This is a genomic window from Streptomyces sp. NPDC048197 (genome assembly GCF_043202395.1).
Taxonomy (GTDB): domain Bacteria; phylum Actinomycetota; class Actinomycetes; order Streptomycetales; family Streptomycetaceae; genus Streptomyces; species Streptomyces siderophoricus.
In genome coordinates this window covers 247,521-266,848 of sequence record NZ_JBIDAJ010000002.1, presented here as the reverse complement: position 1 = coordinate 266,848, position 19,328 = coordinate 247,521, and the positions used below count along the sequence as shown (strand labels likewise).

The 19,328-nt window shown below is 70.9% G+C and carries 15 protein-coding genes; 3 read left to right on the top strand and 12 right to left on the bottom strand.

Annotated features, from left to right (window positions below; all coding sequences use genetic code 11):
* The gene (locus tag ACGF4C_RS04290) at nucleotides 1-828 is read right to left on the bottom strand and encodes an enoyl-CoA hydratase family protein (protein ID WP_030811271.1); all 828 of its coding nucleotides are present in this window, start codon (nucleotides 826-828) and stop codon (nucleotides 1-3) included.
* 330 nt (nucleotides 829-1,158) lie between these two features.
* On the opposite strand from ACGF4C_RS04290, the gene ACGF4C_RS04285 reads away from it, so the two are divergent.
* Complete coding sequence (locus ACGF4C_RS04285) at nucleotides 1,159-1,800, top strand: hypothetical protein (RefSeq protein ID WP_393563127.1); 642 nt, start codon at nucleotides 1,159-1,161, stop codon at nucleotides 1,798-1,800.
* Here the strand turns inward: ACGF4C_RS04285 and ACGF4C_RS04280 are convergent.
* The 4 genes from ACGF4C_RS04280 to ACGF4C_RS04265 all read right to left on the bottom strand — a co-directional run bounded on the left by ACGF4C_RS04280 (nucleotide 1,763) and on the right by ACGF4C_RS04265 (nucleotide 7,737).
* Nucleotides 1,763-3,346 carry an amino acid permease gene (locus tag ACGF4C_RS04280; RefSeq protein ID WP_393563125.1) on the bottom strand — a complete coding sequence of 528 codons (1,584 nt, stop codon included), beginning with the start codon at nucleotides 3,344-3,346 and terminating at the stop codon, nucleotides 1,763-1,765. The genes ACGF4C_RS04285 and ACGF4C_RS04280 overlap by 38 nt on opposite strands.
* Nucleotides 3,347-3,575: 229 nt before the next feature.
* The gene (argF, locus tag ACGF4C_RS04275) at nucleotides 3,576-4,580 is read right to left on the bottom strand and encodes an ornithine carbamoyltransferase (RefSeq protein ID WP_393563124.1); all 1,005 of its coding nucleotides are present in this window, start codon (nucleotides 4,578-4,580) and stop codon (nucleotides 3,576-3,578) included.
* 221 nt (nucleotides 4,581-4,801) lie between these two features.
* Nucleotides 4,802-6,037, bottom strand: a complete 1,236-nt coding sequence (locus tag ACGF4C_RS04270; RefSeq protein WP_393563122.1) for an arginine deiminase — start codon at nucleotides 6,035-6,037, stop codon at nucleotides 4,802-4,804.
* Nucleotides 5,965-7,737 (bottom strand): MFS transporter, encoded by a 1,773-nt coding sequence (locus tag ACGF4C_RS04265; protein WP_393563120.1) that lies wholly within the window; start codon nucleotides 7,735-7,737, stop codon nucleotides 5,965-5,967. Before ACGF4C_RS04265 ends, ACGF4C_RS04270 begins: the two co-directional genes overlap by 73 nt.
* A gap of 94 nt (nucleotides 7,738-7,831) precedes the next feature.
* On the opposite strand from ACGF4C_RS04265, the gene ACGF4C_RS04260 reads away from it, so the two are divergent.
* On the top strand, nucleotides 7,832-8,803 hold the full coding sequence (locus ACGF4C_RS04260) for a helix-turn-helix domain-containing protein (protein ID WP_393563119.1): 972 nt from the start codon (nucleotides 7,832-7,834) through the stop codon (nucleotides 8,801-8,803).
* A 153-nt stretch (nucleotides 8,804-8,956) separates the two neighbouring features.
* On the opposite strand, the gene ACGF4C_RS04255 is transcribed toward ACGF4C_RS04260, so the two are convergent.
* From ACGF4C_RS04255 to ACGF4C_RS04225, 7 genes are all read right to left on the bottom strand, one after another.
* Nucleotides 8,957-11,686, bottom strand: coding sequence for a polynucleotide kinase-phosphatase (locus tag ACGF4C_RS04255; RefSeq protein WP_393563117.1), 2,730 nt, complete (start codon nucleotides 11,684-11,686; stop codon nucleotides 8,957-8,959).
* Nucleotides 11,683-13,314, bottom strand: coding sequence for a 3' terminal RNA ribose 2'-O-methyltransferase Hen1 (locus ACGF4C_RS04250; protein WP_393563115.1), 1,632 nt, complete (start codon nucleotides 13,312-13,314; stop codon nucleotides 11,683-11,685). The genes ACGF4C_RS04255 and ACGF4C_RS04250 overlap by 4 nt, the downstream gene beginning before the upstream one ends.
* 167 nt (nucleotides 13,315-13,481) lie before the next feature.
* Nucleotides 13,482-14,405 (bottom strand): LLM class F420-dependent oxidoreductase, encoded by a 924-nt coding sequence (locus ACGF4C_RS04245; protein WP_393563113.1) that lies wholly within the window; start codon nucleotides 14,403-14,405, stop codon nucleotides 13,482-13,484.
* A gap of 538 nt (nucleotides 14,406-14,943) precedes the next feature.
* Complete coding sequence (locus ACGF4C_RS04240; RefSeq protein ID WP_393563111.1) at nucleotides 14,944-15,399, bottom strand: DUF6099 family protein; 456 nt, start codon at nucleotides 15,397-15,399, stop codon at nucleotides 14,944-14,946.
* A gap of 302 nt (nucleotides 15,400-15,701) precedes the next feature.
* Nucleotides 15,702-16,061: a nucleotide pyrophosphohydrolase gene (locus ACGF4C_RS04235; RefSeq protein WP_393563110.1), complete on the bottom strand. Its 360-nt coding sequence runs from the start codon at nucleotides 16,059-16,061 to the stop codon at nucleotides 15,702-15,704.
* On the bottom strand, nucleotides 16,058-17,500 hold the full coding sequence (locus ACGF4C_RS04230; RefSeq protein WP_393563108.1) for a biotin transporter BioY: 1,443 nt from the start codon (nucleotides 17,498-17,500) through the stop codon (nucleotides 16,058-16,060). The genes ACGF4C_RS04235 and ACGF4C_RS04230 overlap by 4 nt, the downstream gene beginning before the upstream one ends.
* 55 nt (nucleotides 17,501-17,555) lie before the next feature.
* The gene (locus ACGF4C_RS04225; protein WP_393563106.1) at nucleotides 17,556-17,945 is read right to left on the bottom strand and encodes a cell division protein SepF; all 390 of its coding nucleotides are present in this window, start codon (nucleotides 17,943-17,945) and stop codon (nucleotides 17,556-17,558) included.
* Between the two features lie 221 nt (nucleotides 17,946-18,166).
* On the opposite strand from ACGF4C_RS04225, the gene corA reads away from it, so the two are divergent.
* A complete protein-coding gene (corA, locus tag ACGF4C_RS04220) occupies nucleotides 18,167-19,324 on the top strand; it encodes a magnesium/cobalt transporter CorA (RefSeq protein WP_393563105.1) in 1,158 nt (385 codons plus the stop codon).
* Nucleotides 19,325-19,328: the final 4 nt, after the last annotated feature.

Sequence of the window (19,328 nt, the reverse complement as noted above, 5' to 3'; positions counted from 1 at the left end):
CTATTTCCCCTGCCACTTGGGCGTCCGCTTCTCGGTGAACGCGGCGTGGAATTCCGCGTAGTCGGCGCTGTTCATCAGCAGTGCCTGGGTGGCGGCGTCCATCTCGACGGCGGCGGCCAGCGGCATGTCGAGTTCGGCGGTGAGCAGCGCCTTGGTCTGTGCGTGCGCCAGCGCGGGCCCTTCGGCGAGCCGCCGGGCGAGCGCCGCGGCCGCCTCGTCGGCCCGTCCCTCGTCGGCCAACTCGCTGATCAGACCGAGTCGTTCGGCCTCCGGCGCCCGGACCGCGTCGCCGAGCATCAGCAGCCGGGTGGCGTGACCGAGCCCGATGACCCGCGGCAGCAGATAGGCCGCGCCCATGTCACCGCCGGACAGTCCGACCCGGGTGAAGAGGAACGCGAAGCGGGCCGAGGGATCGGCGACCCGGAAGTCCGCGGCCAGCGCGAGCACCGCACCGGCACCGGCCGCGACGCCGTGCACCGCCGCGATCACCGGGAACGGTGCCTCCCGCACGGCCCGCACGACCTGCCCGGTCATCCGGTTGAAGTCCAGCAGCTGGCCGGTGTCCATGCCCAGGGTGGCCCCGATGATCTCCTCGACGTCACCCCCCGAGCAGAACCCGCGCCCCTCCCCTGCCAGCACGAGGGCGCGCACGGAGCGCTCCCGGGACAGTTCGGCGAGCAGATCACGGAGATCGGCGTACGCCTCGAAGGTCAGCGCATTGAGCTTCTCCGGTCGCGCCAGGGTGACCGTGGCGACCCCGTCCTCCCTGGTCACACGGATGTGCTGCCAGGCCTCTGTACTACGGGCTGATCCTGCGAACGGACTCATCGGACTGCCTGCCCCCTTCGGCGGGTCGGCCGGTGGTGCTCTTCCGGATGCCCTTCGAAGCTATCACTGTTCTGTGACTGTCGTCATGAGGGCGCGATATCCGTGTGCCGCCCGGGCCCGCGGCGCCCTCCGTAGCGCTGCGGTGGTGAGGGCCGGGTGGGGTGCGGGGTGTGGGCTGGGCCGAAGGTCCCGTCCGTTCGGGACTTTGGTCCCGCCTCGCGTATGACCTGGGTCACGTACCTTGCGGCCGCCCGGCCCTGCCCGGGCCTCCCCCGCGCTTCCTACGGTGGAACCGTCCGAGCCCGCCCCCGCGAACGGAACGCCGCGCGCATGTTGGAATCGCCTCCGCCGTCGAGCTGGCGCATCGCGCTTCCTCGGGAAGCGACGGCCGTCCCCATCGCCCGTGCGATGGTCCACTGTGCGCTCCAGGACCTGGGGACCACGGCGGACCGCACCACCGCTCAGCTGCTGACCGCCGAGTTGGTCGCCAACGCCCTCAAGCACACCAGTGACGGTCACCCCATCGAGCTGGTGGTGGAGCGGCGGCCGGACGGGTGTCAGGTGGAGGTGCACGACGGCGGCGAGGTGCTCTTCGAGGGGCTGGGAGAGCCGCTGCCGATGGTGCTGCCGCTACCCCTGCCGCTGCCGCTACCGGCGGTCGGGCCGGGCAGGCCCCTGCCGATGACCGGGGCGGGCGCACCCCGGGCGATATCCGGACCGGACACAGCGTCCCCGCTGGACGAACCGAAGAACGAGCCGCTCGGCGAACCAGGGAACGCACCGGTCGCCGTAACCGCACCCCCCGCTCCCGGCCCTGCCCCCATCCGGGCAGCCGCCCCCGTCCCCGCCATCCGGAACCGCGGGCTGCTGCTCGTGCGTTCGCTCAGCTCCGCCTCCGGCTGTCGGCGGACGGGGCGCGGTAAGGCGGTCTGGTTCATCCTTCCCGAAGTGCACCAGCCGCGCCGGCGCTGACCGCCGCCTCGCGCTCCGTCTGGGCGTCCTCCTCGATGTCCTTCTCGCTGTCGTTGGCCTTCTCCCTGTCCCTCGCGCCGTCCCCCTCGTTCTCCCGGTTCTCCGCGGCCGGCGCGGAGACCGTGCCGGGGCTGCCGACCTGGCCGAGGCGGGAGTGGCGGCGCCCGTAGAGCGCGTAGACCAGCGCGCCGGCCACCAGGAAGCCCACGAACTGCAGCCAGGTGGCCGGGCCGGTGCCGTACATCAGATAGCCGCAGAAGGCGATGCCGAGAATCGGGCTGAGCGGGAAGAACGGGACGCGGAAGCGGCGCGGCAGATCGGGCCGGGTCCGGCGGAGCACCAGCACGCTGAGATTGACCGCCGCCATGACCGCCAGCGTCCCGATGGTGGTCAGGTTCATCACCACGTCCAGGGGGACGACCGCGGCGGGCACGGCAAAGACGGCCGCGACGATCCAGGTGTTGGCGACCGGCGTGGACGTACGCGGCGAGATCCTTTCGAAGACGCGCGGGACCAGTCCGTCCCGCGACATCGACATCAGGATGCGGGTCTGTCCGTACATCACCGCGAGGACGACGGACGCGATGGCGACCACCGCGCCGAAGGCGATGACACCGCCGCCGAGCGTCGAGTGGGTGACCCGGTTGACGATCAAGGACAGCGCGGCGGGCTGGTCGGCGACCTGGTCGGAGGAGAGCGCGCCGATGGCGGAGACCGCGACCAGGCAGTACAGCACGGTGACCACGCCGATGCAGACCATGATGGCGAGGGGGATGTTCCGCCGCGGGTTCCTGACCTCTTCCCCGGCCGTGGTGATCGCGTCGAAGCCGATGTACGAGAAGAAGGCGACCGAGGCGCCGGAGGTGATCCCGGCGATGCTCTGCGGCGCGAACGGCGAGAGGTGCCCGGCCCGGAAGGCAGTGAAGCCGATCGCGCAGAACAGCACCAGGATCGCCAGCTTCAGCACCGCCATCGCGGCGGTCGCGCGGGCGCTCTCCCGGATGCCGCGGACCAGCAGGAGCGCGGCGAGCAGGATCACGACGACGGCGGGGACGTTGACGATCCCGCCCTCGCCGGGCGGGTTGGAGAGCGCGGCCGGCAGCTCCCAGCCGGTCAGGCTGCCCAGCAGCTCGTTCAGGTACTGCCCCCAGCCGACGGCCACCGCCGACACCGAGACGCCGTATTCGAGCAGCAGGCACCAGCCGACGAGGAAGGCGGTGCGCTCGCCGAGCGTGGCGTACGCATAGGAATACGAGCTGCCGGACACCGGGATCGCGCCGCCCAGTTCCCCGAAGGAGAAGGCGGTGAAGACGCAGGTGGCGGCGGCCAGCAGGAAGGAGACGATGACCGCGGGGCCGGCCTCGGCGACGGTGTCCGAGAGGCCGACGAAGATGCCGGTGCCGACGATGGCGCCGATGCCGAAGCAGACGAGCTGGAAGAGGCCCATGCTGCGCTTGAGGCCGTTGCCTTCACGGTCCGCGCCCGATTCGGCGACGAGGAGGTCGGGGGACTTGATGCGCAGTCCGGAGGGACCTGGGGCACGCATGGGCGTTCTCTCTCTGGTGGTGCGGTGCGCGGGGCACGGGTGGGCCACGCACGAGCGGGGTCCGGACCGGTGGGTCCGAACCCCGCTAGCGGCTCGATGGTAGCCGCCGGAGCTGCATGATCGCCCTTTGGAACGTATGCCTATGCAGTGTGATATTGCCGATATGGGTGGTGCGATATCGCCGCCGCCGGGCGAGCGGCGAAGGCGGCCATCCCCTGGCCGGCGAGCATCAGCCGGCGAGCGTCGCGACCAGTACCGCCTTGATGGTGTGCATACGGTTCTCCGCCTCGTCGAAGACGACCGAGTGCGCGGACTCGAAGACCTCGTCGGTGACCTCCAGCGACGACAGGCCGTGCCGCGCGTGGATCTCCCGGCCGACCGCCGTGCCCAGGTCGTGGTACGCGGGCAGGCAGTGCAGGAACTTCACGTCCGGCTTGCCGGTGGCGCGCAGCACGTCCATCGTGACCGCGTACGGCGCCAGCAGCGCGATCCGCTCGTCCCACACCTCCTTGGGCTCGCCCATGGACACCCAGACGTCGGTGGCGACGAAGTCCGCGCCGCGCACACCGTCGGCGACGTCCTCGGTGAGGGTGATCCGGGCCCCGCTGGTGTCGGCGAGCTCGTGCGCCCGGGTGATCACCGCCTCCTCGGGCCAGAGCTCCTTCGGCGCCACGATCCGTACGTCCATGCCGAGCAGGGCGCCGGTGACGAGGTAGGAGTTGCCCATGTTGTTGCGGGCGTCGCCGAGGTAGGCGAAGGCGGTCTCCTGCAGGGGGCGGCCCCCGCCGTGCTCCACCATGGTCAGGACGTCGGCGAGCATCTGGGTCGGGTGCCAGTCGTCGGTCAGCCCGTTGAAGACCGATACGCCGGCATACGCGGCCAGCTCCTCGACGTCGGACTGGCGGCTGCCGCGGAACTCGATGCCGTCGAACATCCGGCCCAGCACCCGCGCGGTGTCCTTGACCGACTCCTTGTGCCCGATCTGCGAACCGGAGGGGTCGAGGTAGGTGGTCGAAGCACCCTGGTCCGCGGCCGCGACCTCGAAGGAACAGCGGGTCCTGGTGGAGGTCTTCTCGAAGATCAGGGCAATGTTCTTGCCGCGGAGGCGGGGGACCTCGGTACCGGCACGCTTCGCCGCTTTCAGCTCGGCCGCGAGGTCGATCAGTCGGCGGAACTCCTCGGCGCTGAAGTCCAGCTCCTTGAGGAAGTGGCGGCCCGTGAGGTCTATCGCCATCGGTCGGCTCCTGTTTCGCGGCGGTCGGGGACGGGATTGGATTGGAAGTGTATACGACGCCTCGTATCTATATACGGCATGCCCTCCGTGCGGCGGCCGCGTCACCTGCGGCAGCGCCGTCGTACCCGCGGCAGCCGCGCCACACCGTCGCCGCCGCGGCGTACCTGCGGCTGCCGCGTCCTCCGCGCACCCCGCCCACCGCACCGCACCCGCCGCACGCCTCAGCCTGCCCCGGGCACCGCGTCCCTCGCCACCGGACAGCTCATACAGCGCGGCCCGCCCCGGCCCCGGCCCAGCTCGCTCCCCGGAATCGTGATCACCTCAATGCCGCGCTTGCGCAGAAAGGTGTTCGTGGTGACGTTCCGCTCGTACGCCACCACCACGCCGGGCTCCACGGCGAGCACATTGCAGCCGTCGTCCCACTGCTCGCGCTCCGCGGAGTGCACGTCCTGGGTCGCGGTCAGCACCCGGATGTCGGACAGTCCCAGCGAGGCCGCTATGGCGCGGTGCATGTGCTCCGGCGGATGATCGGTGACCTTGAGGTCCGTCTCGCCCGAGCCGGGCTCGATGGTGTACGAGCGGAGCATGCCGAGGCCCTCGTACTGGGTGAAGGTATCCCCGTCGACCATGGTCATGACGGTGTCCAGGTGCATGAAGGCCCGCCGTTTGGGCATGTCCAGCGCCACGATCGTGCGCGCCGAACCAGCCGCGAACAGCCCGCGCGCCAGCAGCTCGACGGCCTGCGGAGTGGTCCGCTCGCTCATCCCGATCAGCACCGCGCCGCTGCCCATGACCAGGACGTCGCCGCCCTCGATCGTCGAGGGGTAGTCCGCCTGCCCCTCCGACCAGACGTGGAAGTCCTCGCCGCGGAAGAGCGGGTGGTAGCGGTAGATCGCCTCGTAGTGGACGGTCTCGCGCTGGCGGGCCGGCCAGCGCATCGAGTTGATCGACACCCCGTCGTAGATCCAGGCGGAGGTGTCGCGCGTGAAGAGGTGATTGGGCAGCGGACCCAGCAGGAAGTCGTCCAGATCCATCACATGGAAGCGGACCGAGGTCGGTTCGGGATGCTGCTCCAGGAACTCGCGCTTGGTCATCCCGCCGACCAGCGCCTCGACGAGTGCCGGTACCGGTAGTTCGTCGAAGGCGGCGCGCAGATGGTCGGTGGCCAGCGGCCCGTACAGCTTCTCGTCGAAGACCCGGTCCAGGACCAGCTCCCGGGCTGCGGGGATCTGCAGGCTCTCGGCCAGCAGATCCCCGAAGAGGTGCACTTCCACGCCCCGGTCGCGCAGTACGTCGGCGAACCCGTCGTGCTCGGCCCGCGCCCGGCGCACCCACAGCACGTCGTCGAAGAGCAAGGCGTCCTTGTTGGTGGGGGTGAGCCGCTTCAGCTCCAGATCGGGACGATGCAGGATGACCCGGCGCAGCCGCCCGGCCTCGGAGTCGACTTGGAATCCCATCTCCCCATCTTGGCCGCTCCGGGGGCCGGGTGGAGGGAGTCGGCCGATGTGAGGTGCACGGGTCGGCGGACGGGGGTGGCGGGAGCGTGGCCGACGGCGGCCGGCGGGGACCAGGGAGCGGACGGGGGCCGGTGCCGGGAGGGGCGCCTACGGTCCTGCCGGCGGGTGGCCGGGAGGGTGACCCCGCCGCGGTCACCGCCCGCCCGCAGCGTGACCGCCGCTCCCACCGCGACCGCCCCCGTCACCGCCGCGATCACCCAGCCGACCCTCAACTCCCCCATTCCTGGCCCGGGTTGTCCCTTTCCTCCGCCCTGCCCTCCCACGACGGCGATCAGCACCGCCACCCCCAGCGCCGTACCCACCTGCCGCGAAACCATCAGCACCCCGGACCCCACGGAGAGGCTTTGCGCGGGCAGCAGTCCCGCGGCGGCGAACATGACCGGTTGGTACAGGCCGGTGCCGATGCCCGCGAGGACCAGGCCCGGCAGGAAGTGCGCCGCGTACTGCGTGCCCGCGGCGCCGTCGTCCGCGCACCCGAGCCACCACGACGCGGCGGCGACGAAGGAGAGCGACCCGATGACGCCGGTGGCGCGTTCCCCGACCGCCCGCACGATCCGGCCCGAGAACGCGGAGACCACCAGCACGGTGAGCGGCCAGGGGGCCAGCGCCAGCCCGGCCGTCCGGACCGAGTAGTGCCAGACGTCGGTGAACAGCAGCGTCGCGCCGAGCATCATCACCGAATAGGCGACGAAATAGCTGAGCAGCCCCAGGGCGGCCGCCCCGAAACCGGGTGTCCGGAACAGGACCGGATCCACGACGGGTTCCGCGGCGCGCCCGGCATGCCGTACCCCGAGGGCGCCGGCCGCCACGCCGACGCCGAGGACGAGGAGGGTGGCGGGGGCGCGGTATCCCCACTCGGGGGCCTGTACGCACCCGGTCACCAGTGCGCCGATGCACACCAGCACCAGCGCCGCACCCGGCAGGTCCCGGCTCCGCCGGGCTCCACGATCCACCGCGGAGCGGGGCAGCAGTCGTATCCCCGCCGCGACCGCGAGGACCACCACCGGGACGTTGATCAGGAAGACCAGTCGCCAGTCGGCGGCCGCCAGCAGTCCGCCGATCACCGGTCCGGAGCTCGCCGCGACCGCGCTGACCGCCGTCCAGGCACCGACCGCGGTCGCCCGCTCGTGCGGCGGGAAGACGGGCAGGGCGAGGGAGAGCGAGGTGGGGATCAGCACCGCCGCCGCCACGCCCTGCACCACACGGGCCGCGACCAGCAGACCCAGGGTGGGCGCCGCGCCGCAGGCCGCCGAGGCCAGGCCGAACAGCACCATGCCGACCAGGAAGCAGCGGCGCCGCCCCGCCTCGTCGGCGATCCGTCCGGCCGGTACGAGCAGCCCGGCGAGGACGACGGTGTAGCCGTTGAGCACCCACGACAGCGCGGAGGCGGACGCGGGCGCGAAGTCCCGGCCGATCGCCGGGAAGGCGATGGTGACGGCGATCAGGTCGAGTACGGCGAGGAACTGGGCCGCGGACGCGATCGCCAGCACCAGCCAGCGGCGAGGGTCGGCGGGCGCTTCGGCGCCTCCCGCGACGCCCGCCGCCCCGGTGGACGCATCCGCCGGGGCGTTCCCGGGCCCCGCCACCGGCTCCTTCGCGGGCGCATCCGTCCCACGGCATCTCGAAACAGAACTGGTCATGCCGATCAGCATCGAACGCGACGCCCTCCGTCACGAGTGGCAGCCCTGACAACGCCCGCTACATTTCTGCCACCTCCGCTGCCATACTCGGCCCATGCCTTCCCTCGCCGTCGCCGTCACCGACGGCATCCCGTTCTTCGAACTCGCCATCCCCTGCCACATCTTCGGCTTCGACCGCATCCAGACCCCTCCGGGCTGGTACGACCTGCGGGTGTGCGCCATCGGCACGGACGGCGCCGAGCCCCGCACCGGCCCCTGGTTCCAGGCCCGGACCCCTTACGGGGTCGAGGAGTTGGTGACCGCCGACACCGTCCTCGTACCGGGCTCGGCGGATGTGCACGGTGATCCGCCGGACGAACTCGTGGCGGCGCTGCGCGAGGCGCACCGGCGCGGCGCGCGACTGGTCTCCCTCTGCTCCGGGGCCTTCACCCTCGCCGCCACCGGGCTCCTCGACGGCCGCACGGCCGCCACGCACTGGATGTACGCGGCCCTGCTCGCCGAGCGCTATCCGGCCGTCACCGTCGACCCCGCCGTCCTCTACGTCGACCACGGCGATGTGCTGACGGGCGCCGGCTCGACCGCGGCCATCGACGTCTGCCTGCACCTCGTACGGGAGGACTTCGGCACCGAGACGGCCAACTCGCTGGCCCGCCAGCTGGTCGCCCCGGCCCACCGTCCCGGCGGCCAGGCGCAGTACATCGAGACGCCGCTGCCGCAGCGCCCCGACGACTCGCTCGCGCCGCTGCTGCACTGGGCCACCGAACGCCTGCGCCGGCCACTGACCGTCGCCGACCTCGCCCGCCGCGCCAACACCAGCCCGCGCACCCTCGTCCGCCGCTTCCACGCGGCCACGGGCACCACGCCCATGCAGTGGCTCCAGACCCAACGCATCGGCCGGGCCCGGGAGTTGCTCGAACGCACCGACCTGCCCGTCGACCGGGTGGCCGAACTCTCCGGACTGGGCAGCGCCGCCAACCTCCGCCGCCACTTCACCCGCACGGTGGGCGTACCGCCGAACGACTACCGCCGGTCCTACCGCACGACGAGCGCGACGAGGACGGCCTGACCACCTAACGGCGAGCGCGCCCTCAACAGCCTGACGAACGCCCCCACCCCCAACGGCGGACGAGCGAGCGCACCATCGTTGGCCTGACGGGCGGGGCGCGCCACCTCGGTCAGCAGGGGCGAGCGCGCCTCCTCGGTCCGCAGGCCGCCGCCGCTACAGCCGCGGGTCCACCGGCTCCGACTCCAGTGCGAGCACACCGAACACCGCCTCGTGCACCCGCCACAGCGGCTCGCCCTCCGCCATCCGGTCCAACGCCTCCAGGCCCAGTGCGTATTCCCGCAGTGCCAGCGAACGCTTGTGGCCCAGGTGGCGTATGCGCAGCCGCTTGAGATTGTCCGGACGGGTGTACTCGGGCCCGTAGATGATCCGCAGGTATTCGCGGCCGCGGCATTTGACGCCCGGCTGGACGAGCCGCCCGTCCGGCTGCCGTATCAGCGCCTGCACCGGTTTGACGACCATCCCCTCGCCGCCTTCCGCGGTCAGCTCCAGCCACCACCGGATGCCGGCCGCGACCGACGCCTCGTCCTCGGTGTCGACGATGATCCGCCGCGTCGTGGCCAGCAGCCCGGCCCCGCCGGCGGCAAGTCCGCCTCCGGACACCCCGTCGTCATGGCCGGCCACCGCACTCTCCGCCGCCACGATCCGGTCGATCAGCGCCAGTTGCTCCGTGTGTGCCAGCCCGGCGAGGCTGCGCCCCTGTACGGCGAGGATCTGGAACGGTGCCAGCCGCACTCCCTCCAACGCTCCGAGCCCGTCCGACGCCGCCCGCTCGCCGACGCGCCAGCAGTAGCGCCGGTACGCTGCCGTGAACGCCGCGGCGTCCGCCGCCCGGTCCCGCTGCCGCTGGAGCAGCGGTGCCACCTCGACCCCGCGGCCGGCGGCTGCCTCCAGCGCGCCGAGCACGCCCGGGAACGCCGCTCCGGACGCCGCGCCCACGGCCGCGTACTGCTTGCGCAGCAGCCCGGTGGCCTTGAGCGACCAGGGCATCAACTCCGCGTCCAGCAGCAGCCAGTCGGTCTCCAGCTCCTCCCACAGCCCGGCCCCCGCGACGCACGCGGCGACCCGCCGCAGCAGGGTGCCGGTCGCCTCCGGGTCGTCGAAGAACGGCCGTCCCGTACGGGTGTAGAGCGCACCCGGGATCCCCTTGGGTGCCCCGAAGCGCTCCGCGGCCACCGTCTCGTCGCGGCACACCAGCACCACCGCACGGGAACCCATGTGCTTCTCCTCGCACACCACCTCCCGTACGCCGTCCGCCCGGTACCCGGCGAACGCCTCCGCCGGGTGCTCCAGGTAGCCGTCCTCCTGAGACGTCGCGCAGGGCGCCATCGTCGGCGGGAGGTACGGCAGCAGCCGCGGGTCGATCGCGAAGCGGCTCATCACCTCCAGCGCGGCCGCCGCGTTCTCCTCCTTCACTGCGAGCCGGCCCATGTGGCGGGTCTCCACGATCCGCCGGCCGGCAACGTCGCCCAGGTCGAGCGGACGGCCGTCCGCGCCGCCCGGCGCCTCGGTGGCGAGCGGCTTCGTCGGCTCGTACCAGACCCGTTCCGCCGGCACGTCCACCAGCTCCCGCTCCGGCCAGCGCAGCGCGGTCATCCGGCCGCCGAAGACGCAGCCGGTGTCCAGGCAGATGGTGTTGTTCAGCCAGGTGGCACGCGGGGTGGGCGTGTGTCCGTAGACGACGGCGGCGCGGCCGCGGTAGTCCTCGGCCCACGGGTAGCGCACCGGCAGGCCGAACTCATCGGTCTCGCCGGTCGTGTCGCCGTACAGCGCGAAGGACCGCACCCGGCCGGACGTCCGGCCGTGGTACTTCTCCGGCAGCCCGGCGTGGCAGACCACCAGTCCGCCTCCGTCGAGGACGTAGTGGCTGACCAGTCCGTGCAGGAACGTCCCCACCTCGTCCCGGAAGGCGGCGTCCTCCTTCTCCAGCTGTTCGACGGTTTCGGCGAGGCCGTGGGTGTGCTGGACCTTGCGGCCCTTGAGGTAGCGGCCGAGCTTGTTCTCGTGGTTGCCCGGTACGCAGAGCGCGTGCCCGGCCGCGACCATGCCCATCACCAGCCGCAGCACCCCGGGGCTGTCCGGTCCGCGGTCGACCAGGTCCCCGACGAACACGGCGGTACGGCCCTGTGGGTGCGCCGCGTCCACGGCCCTGCCGAGCCCGTCGCGCACCACGACGTACCCCAACCGGCCGAGCAGCGTCTCCAGCTCGGAACGGCAGCCGTGGATGTCGCCGATGATGTCGAACGGCCCTGTGAGGTGCCGCAGGTCGTTGAACCTGCGCTCCCTGACGACCTCGGCGGCATCGGCCTCCGCCTGGCCTCTGAGGTGGTGCACCTTACGGAATCCCTCGCGCTCCAAGTGGCCCATGGACCGGCGCAGTTCGCGCTGGTGGCGCTGGATGACGCGGCGCGGCAGCCCGGCGCGGTCGGCCCGCGTCGCGTTGCGCTCGGCGCACACCTGCTCGGGCACGTCCAGCACGATCGCCACCGGGAGGACGTCATGCTCCCGCGCCAGTCGCACCAGCTGGGTGCGTGCTTCCGACTGCACATTGGTGGCGTCGACGACCGTCAGCCGCCCGGCCGCCAGCCGCTTCCCCACGATGAAGTGCAGGACGTCGAACGCATCGCTGCTCGCGCTCTGGTCGTTCTCGTCATCGCTGACCAGCCCGCGGCAGAAGTCGGAGGAGATGACCTCCGTCGCCTTGAAGTGCCGGGCCGCGAAGGTCGACTTACCGGACCCGGTGGCTCCGACCAACACCACCAGCGACAGGTCCGGCACCCCGAGCGCCCGCCGCTCCACGCGCCCCACGCGCCCTTCCTCAGCCACTTCCCTCGTCTCTTCCACCGCTACTTCCACCGCAGCTTCCCGACGGTCGACGCCCGTCATACCGCACCCTCCTCCCCACTCACAGCACTGCTTCCTTCCTTATGCCTGCCGGCACCGGCGGCGGCACCCAAACCGTTACCGGCACCGGTTCCGGTTCCGGTTCCCGTTCCGGCGGCGCTTTCGCCGCGACCACCGGCTACGACTGCGACCGCGCCCGCGCCCGCACCCGCGGCTTTCCCACTGTCACCCTCCTCCGCCCTACGGAAGTGGGCGAGCTGTGTCGGCGACCCGACCTCGGGGTCGTCCGGCCCCACCGGGCCGAAGTCCACCTCGTAACCGTGCCGCGCGGCCACCTCCCGCGCCCAGCCCCGGAACTCCTCCCGGGTCCACTCGAAGCGGTGGTCCGCATGCCGCACATGCCCGGCCGGCAGCGACTCCCAGCGCACGTTGTACTCGACGTTCGGCGTCGTCACCACGACCGTCCTCGGCCGGGCCGACCCGAACACCGCGTACTCCAGCGCCGGCAGCCGCTCCGGGTCGACATGCTCGACGACCTCACTGAGCACCGCCGCGTCATATCCCTTCAGCCGCGCGTCGGTGTACGCCAGCGACCCCTGTACGAGCCGTACGCGCGCCGCCTGCCGCTCAGACATCCGGTCCAGCCGCAGCCGGCGCCGCGCCTCGTGCAGCGCCCGCATCGACACGTCCATCCCCACGATCTCGGTGAACTGCGGGTCCTTGAGCAGCGCACCGACCAACTGACCCTGCCCGCAGCCGAGATCGAGCACCCGCTCAGCCCCGGCCGACCGGAGCGCCGCGAGAATCGCCTCCCTCCGCTGTACGGCGAGCGGCACCGGCCGTTCCTCGGTGTCCGCTTCCTCGTCCACCGCGTTGTCGATCTCCTCGGCAGCCACGTCGTCCGACTCGGCCAGCCGTTCCAGCTCCAGGCGCGCCATGGCTTCCCGCGTCAGCGACCAGCGCCGCGCCAGATAGCGGCCGACGATCACCCGTTGCTCCGGATGCCCCTCCAGCCAGCCCTCACCGGCCCGCAGGAGCTTCTCGACCTCGTCGGGCGCGACCCAGTAGTGCTTGGCGTCGTCCAGCACCGGCAGCAGCACGTACAGATGCCGCAGCGCCTCGGCGAGCGTGCACTCCCCTTCCAGTACGAGCCGTACGTAGCGGGAGTCACCCCACTCCGGGAACGTCTCGTCCAGCGGCACCGCCTCGGCCAGCACCTGCCACCCCAGCGGCTGGAACAGCTTGCGCACCAGCTCCGCACCGCCCCGGGCTGGCAGCACGGGCACCTCGATGCGCAACGGCATCGCCCGCGCCACCAGCTCCGGCCGCGCCGCACACTGCCCCTTCATCGCGCTGGAGAAGACGCTCCGCAACGCCACCGCCAGCAGCGAGGAGGCCGCGTACGGGCGGTCGTTCACGTACTGCCCGAGCGCCGAGTCCGGAGCGCCGCCACGGCCCTTGCCGCGGCTCCGGCGAACCAGGGCGATGGGATCGACCTCCAGCAGCAGCGCCGCGGTACACCGTTCCGGATCCGCCTCCGGGTACAGGACATGTGCGGTGCCATGCGACGTCGAGAACTGCTGCGCCTTGTCGGGATGCTTGTGCAGCAGGAATCCGAGGTCGGTCGCGGGACGGTCGGCGCTGCCGGTGGTGGTTATCGTCAGGAACACCCGTCCGAGTATTACGGCACCGCTCCCCGATCCCCACCAGTTTTTCCAGCAGCCCCTCCCCCTGCACCACCTCGGCCGGCCGGCCCAACGCAGTTCGTTCGACTCGGCACCGCAGTCGATCCGGCTCAGCAACGCATTGGTTCGACTCGGCGCCTCGCCTGACCGACTCAGCCCAGTTGGGACTGCACCTGGTCCGAGATCAGCTGGAGGTGGTCCAGGTCATCGAGGTCCAGGATCTGCAGGTAGACGCGGGAGGTGCCGAGGGCGGCATAGCGCCCGATCTTGTCGACGACCTCCGCGGGGGAACCCGCAAGGCCGTTGGCCTTCAGTTCGTCCACATCCCGCCCGATGGCTGCGGCCCGCCGCCCCACCTCCGCATCGTCCTTGCCGACGCAGGCCACCAGGGCATTGGAGTACACCAGCTCATCTCCCTTCCTCCCGGCGGCTTCAGCAGCCGCCCGCACCCGTCCGAACTGGCGCTCACTGTCTTCGAGCGAGGCGAAGGGGATGTTGAACTCATCGGCGTACTGCGCGGCCAGCCGCGGGGTACGGGTCGCACCGTGCCCGCCGATCAGCACCGGCACCTTGGTCTGCGCGGGCTTGGGCAGCGCCGGCGACTTCTCAAGTTGGTAATAGGTCCCGTCGTAGGTGAACTCCTTTCCTGTCTCGGTGGCCCACAGGCCGGTGATGATCGCCAGCTGCTCCTCCAGCCGCGCGAACTTCTCCTTGGGGAACGGAATGCCGTACGCCTTGTGCTCCTCCTCGAACCACCCTGCTCCGAGGCCGAGTTCCACCCGGCCGCCCGACATCTGGTCGACCTGCGCCACCTGAATGGCCAGCACACCCGGCAGCCGGAAGGTGCCCGCCGTCATCAGCGTGCCGAGCCGGATCCGCTTCGTCTCACGGGCCAGGCCCGCCAGGGTGATCCAGGCATCCGTCGGACCGGGCAGCCCGTCGCCGTTGCCCATGCTCAGGTAATGGTCAGAGCGGAAGAATGCATCGAAGCCGAGATCCTCCGTGGCCTTGGCGACCTTCAGGAGCGTGTCGTAGGAAGCCCCCTGCTGGGGCTCGGTGAAGATTCGTAGGTCCATACCTCCATCCTGCACTTCTCACGGCGGACCAACCGCGGCAGTACGTCGTTGCTTGGCGTTGCTTCAGGTCGGATCGGCCCCGCCCGGTCCCGGCCGGAACCTGCTCATTCACCGCTGCCGACTGCCCGACCGCGCGGGCGGTCGATGGCCATAGGGACCTAGGGCCATAGGGATGTAGGGAGGTAGCTCTGCATACCTCGGCTGCGGCATGTGGCGCCGATGAGCGGGGAATTCAGGCCCGTCGGGGGCGGCCCCGCCCATGAGCGGGCTTCAAAGGGCACGAAAGCGACGGGCGACGGTCTATGGGTGGCGGGCCGGACCTTGGGGGGCTCGCGATGCAGAGCAATTCGTCAGCAGCAGGCGAAGTGTCAGGTGCGCAGGGTGCAAGAGGGTGCGCAGAGGCCGCCAGGCATTCCGTCGGAAGGAGTGGCGGCGCTGCATGTAACCGCTGCCGCTGCCGTCAGGGAAACCGGCGTGCCAGGGCTACCACCGTCATCGGGCTTCTTCTGCTCTCCGCAGACTTCTTCTGTGGTCGTTCTCAGGCAGGGTTCGGGTCACGCACCTCCAGCTTCTCCAGTATTCCGGTAACGCGGTCTCTCGATTCGTCGAGCGTGTCCATCGCCTCCACGCAGGTCCAGTACGTTCCTTCCTCCTCGGCCAGCAGCACCACTCCGACCAGTGCTTCGCAAACCTCGCGTAGCAGTCGACACAGCCCCGACAAGGCAGCCCTGACGTCACGCACTTCGGAGAGTTGTGCTGCCCGCAGTCCACCTCTGGCCGGCGTCGAGCGCGGCAGTCCCCCGCTGAACCGCCCGCTCGCATCACCCAGGCCTTGGGCCCGGGACCGCACCTCGTACGGTCCGCATATCGCGAGATGGCTGCCTATCGCCTCCGCCAAGGCCTGCGCCTGCCACGCCTCGACGATCACGTCCTGCACCGTGGTCGACTCCGCCAGGCCGCGCCGGCTGGCCGCGATGATCCGCACCGCGTCCATCCTCTCCCCCTCCTTCCTTCTTTCTTCGCATGCACCCCGCACTCCTTTCACTACCCAGAGTGAGGGTCAACAGCCAAAAAAGCCAGGGGAATTCGCAAATCTGTGGACAACCAAGGCGCTGTGGAGAGATCCATAACTCCAGAGAGTGATGAGAGTCCGATTTGCGCGCGGCCCGCTCCCCTCACGTCACGCAACCCCCACCCGTCACACGATCGACTCAGGGCACCAGAAAAAGCTGCAATGACCGGAAAATTCAGCATCAAGGGGGCGGCCCCGCTTCCGGAGCCGCCCTCCCCCGCCCGCTACTTCTCGCCCTCCCGGGGCCGGTCCGGCCGGGCCTGCCGGACCGCCGGGAAGCGCGTTTCGTTGCGCTCGATCTTCGCGGCCAGCGCCGACAAGGCGTCGATGCCCAGCGCCCCACAGAACTGCAGCAGATATGCCAGCACGTCCGCGACCTCGTCCTCGACCCGGCCGGCCACCCGCGGATCGGACATCACCTCCGCCGATTCCTCCGGGGTCAACCACTGGAAGATCTCGACGAGTTCCGCGGCCTCGACACTCAGCGCCGCGGCCAGGTTCTTGGGGGTGTGGTACTGCTGCCAGTCCCGCGCGGCCGCGAATTCGGCCAGTCGTCGCTGCAGCGCATGAAGATCCTCGCTCATGCTCCTAGGTGTAGCACCTGTACGCCGGGCAATCCGTCGGCGACCGAAGCGTCCCGTACCGTGCCCAGCAACCGGACGTGCCCGCGTTCCGCCATGCGCACGGCCAGCGACACCAGCTCACGCGCCTGCCTGCGGTCCATGCAACGGTCCATTCCGTCGGCCATGACGGTCATCTGCTGTTGTGCCGAGGGGATCTCCCCGGCCGGATCCATGGCCAGCACGCCCGGCCCGGTCAGCAGCACCAGCGCCAGGGCGACGAACCGCAGCTCGCCGTCGCCGAGCTGCTCGATGGGCATCTCGCCGAGCGTGCCCCGGTCGACCACGGCCTGCAGACGCCGTTCCTCCGCCACCGCTCCCTGCCCGGCCCGCCGAGTACCGGAACCGCTGCGTCCGCTGCTCGGCGGGGCCGCCGGTGCCGCCGGCGAAGGAACTGCGGTCGCCGCCTCGGCCGCCTGATCCGGCTGTCTCGGGACGGCACGCAGTCCGTCGACCGGGCCGTTGCAGGCCTCCCGTACTGCCGCGACCAGCACCGCGTGCCGTCGGGCGCATTCCTTGCTCGTCCGCTCCAGTACGGCGGGCAGGTTGTCGCAGGAGGTCCGCAGCCGCCCCTCGTCCTGCACATCGTCGGTGTCGCGGCCCCAACGTCCTGCCTCGCCACCGCCTCCGCTCCCGTTGCGGGCCCGGGCGCCCCAGCTCCCGGCCGTTGCCGTCGTCGCCGCCCCTTTTCCCGCGGCGTTGCCCGTGCCCGCCTTCTTGGCCCGGCCCCCCGTTCCGTCCGTGCCTACGGCGCCGGCCGCCATGGCCGCCCGCATCCCCCGCATGACCTCCGGCCGGGGATCGCAGACGAACGCCGAGCGCAGCGCGACCACGACCTGCTCGGCGGCCGCCAGCACGAGCCGTTGGCCCTCCGTTTTACCGGCTACGCGCAACGGCAGCAGCGACGTACCGAGACGGTCGTCGGGCAGCGGGGCGCGGGTGACCGGGGTCGTACCCGCGGTGTGCCAGGCCGCCTGCACCGCAGGACGCGCCGGGTCGGTGAGGGCGGTGGTCAGCAGGGTTTCGCCGCCGCCGGTCAACCGCTCGCCGACGATCCGGAGTTCGGGCTCGGCCTGTACGGCGAGATCGAGGTCGACCGGACCGGCCGGACCGTCGACCGTGCAGCCGATGCGGAAGCCGCGTCTCCCCTGTTCGTCGGGGCGCGACCCCGCCGGCACACACGCCGATGCACTGCCCGCGACGTCCCGTACCGCCCGGGTCAGGGGCTCCCCGCTTCCCAGGCGGGCGAGGATCTCGTACGCCTGCAGCGCACTGGATTTGCCGCTTCCGCTCTCGCCGCTCAACAGGCTGAGCGGGCCGAGCGGCAGGGTGATGCCGCGATGGGTCTTGAAGGCGGACAGCCGTAACTCGGTGACCGCCGGTCGCACACTGCCGGTATCCATGTGGGGACGCTATGCAGTGGCGCGACCGGAGAACCGTTCCGCCCGATCACTCTTCCTACGAACGGGGGATGGTCCCCGTCACCGCCTCTGCCACCTCGGTGCCGACCGGCGCCAGAAGGAAGACGTTGGTGTCAACGCGGTGCATACCGCTGCCGAGTCCGAAGACCACACCACTGGAGAAGTCCAGGATGCGCTTGGCGACGTCGGTGTCGGCGCTGCTGAGGTCCAACAGGACCGGGATCTGTGCCATCAGGTACTCGGCGACCTCGCGGGCGTCCGCGAAGGTCTGGACCCTGATGACCATGAACCGCCGCTGCTCCTCGGCCGGTTCGTCCTCGGGGAGGGCGCGGTGGTCGGGCCAGGAAGGCCACTCACTACTGCCGCGGAGCGGGACGACCTCGGCGAGCCCTTCCCACTGTTCGTCGGTGGCATCGGGGCCGTTCACCGAATCACCTCACCCAGAGGAGCAATGGCTGTCTGCGGTATCTGCATCGCGCAATTCTAGGGATAAACATACAAAGCTCGCCGGACGCGACACACGCCGCGTCACGTCCCGTTCCATCCTGCACCATGCCCGCTGACCTGTGCTGACATCTGCGGCAGATATCCTGCGTCGAGATTCTGTGTGCCCGTTCATCCCCCCTTGTGACGGAGGTCGGTTCTGTCGTGAGCTCTGAACCTCCCGGCCGTCGGCCGCGTGGCCTGCGCGGCCTGCGCAAAACCGCGAAGAAACGGCCCGCGGGGCCCCCGCCCGCCGAAAACGCAGACGGATCCCAGCCACCGGAACCGCCCGCCGAGAACGCCAGCAGCGTCATCACCGCCGCCCTGTATCGCGACGGACACCGCGTCAGCACCCACGACACACTTGCCGACGCGTTCCGGCAGCAGCGCGCCACTACGGACACCCTCGCCTGGATCGGGCTGCACCGCCCCACACCCTCCGAACTGGTCACGCTGGCCTCGGAGTTCGATCTCCACCCGCTCGCCGTCGAAGACGCCCTGGAGGCTCACCAGCGTCCCAAACTGGAACGCTACGGCGGCACCCTGTTCGTCGTGCTGCGTGCCGCGCGCTATCTGGACGACGCCGAAGAGGTCGACTTCGGCGAGCTGCACCTCTTCGTCGGGCGGGACTTCGTCATCACCGTGCGGCACGGGGGCGCACCGGACCTCACGGCCGTGCGCCGCCGCATGGAGGACGCCCCGGAGCTGCTCAAGCGCGGCCCGGAGGCCGTGCTCTACGCGATCCTCGACGCGGTCGTCGACGGCTATGCGCCGGTCGTGGCCGGGGTACAGACCGACATCGACGAGATCGAGACCGAGGTCTTCGGCGGCGACCCGCGCGTCTCCCGCCGTATTTACGAACTCTCCCGGGAGGTCGTGGAGTTCCAGCGCGCCACCCGTCCGCTGAACGGCATCCTGGAGAGCCTGACCGCGGGCTTCGAGAAGTATGCGATCGACGAGGAGCTGCGCCGCTATCTGCGGGACGTGGCGGACCACGTGCTGCACACCACGGAGCGGGTGGACGGCTTCCGGCAGGCCCTCCAGGACATCCTCACCGTCAACGCCACCCTGGTGAACCAGCAGCAGAACGCCGAGATGCGGGCCCTGGCCGAGGCGGGCTTCGAGCAGAACGAAGAGGTCAAGAAGATCTCGTCGTGGGCGGCGATCCTGTTCGCACCGACGCTGGTGGGGACGATCTACGGCATGAATTTCCAGAACATGCCGGAGCTGCACTGGGGGTTCGGGTACCCCTTCGCCATCGGGCTGATGGTGGTGGTGTGCGTGAGCCTGTACTTCATTTTCAAGCGGCGGGACTGGCTCTGAGACG

What these genes read in the sequence shown, in the direction of transcription:
- ACGF4C_RS04280 (WP_393563125.1), bottom strand. Translation starts at nt 3,346, where the DNA reads ATGCGTGCCCCAGGTCCCTCCGGACTGCGCATCAAGTCCCCCGACCTC.
- ACGF4C_RS04285 (WP_393563127.1), top strand. Translation starts at nt 1,159, where the DNA reads ATGTTGGAATCGCCTCCGCCGTCGAGCTGGCGCATCGCGCTTCCTCGG.
- ACGF4C_RS04240 (WP_393563111.1), bottom strand. Translation starts at nt 15,399, where the DNA reads ATGGACGCGGTGCGGATCATCGCGGCCAGCCGGCGCGGCCTGGCGGAG.
- ACGF4C_RS04235 (WP_393563110.1), bottom strand. Translation starts at nt 16,061, where the DNA reads ATGAGCGAGGATCTTCATGCGCTGCAGCGACGACTGGCCGAATTCGCG.
- ACGF4C_RS04270 (WP_393563122.1), bottom strand. Translation starts at nt 6,037, where the DNA reads ATGGGATTCCAAGTCGACTCCGAGGCCGGGCGGCTGCGCCGGGTCATC.
- ACGF4C_RS04245 (WP_393563113.1), bottom strand. Translation starts at nt 14,405, where the DNA reads ATGGACCTACGAATCTTCACCGAGCCCCAGCAGGGGGCTTCCTACGAC.
- ACGF4C_RS04260 (WP_393563119.1), top strand. Translation starts at nt 7,832, where the DNA reads ATGCCTTCCCTCGCCGTCGCCGTCACCGACGGCATCCCGTTCTTCGAA.
- ACGF4C_RS04255 (WP_393563117.1), bottom strand. Translation starts at nt 11,686, where the DNA reads ATGACGGGCGTCGACCGTCGGGAAGCTGCGGTGGAAGTAGCGGTGGAA.
- ACGF4C_RS04290 (WP_030811271.1), bottom strand. Translation starts at nt 828, where the DNA reads ATGAGTCCGTTCGCAGGATCAGCCCGTAGTACAGAGGCCTGGCAGCAC.
- ACGF4C_RS04265 (WP_393563120.1), bottom strand. Translation starts at nt 7,737, where the DNA reads ATGACCAGTTCTGTTTCGAGATGCCGTGGGACGGATGCGCCCGCGAAG.
- ACGF4C_RS04230 (WP_393563108.1), bottom strand. Translation starts at nt 17,500, where the DNA reads ATGGATACCGGCAGTGTGCGACCGGCGGTCACCGAGTTACGGCTGTCC.
- argF (WP_393563124.1), bottom strand. Translation starts at nt 4,580, where the DNA reads ATGGCGATAGACCTCACGGGCCGCCACTTCCTCAAGGAGCTGGACTTC.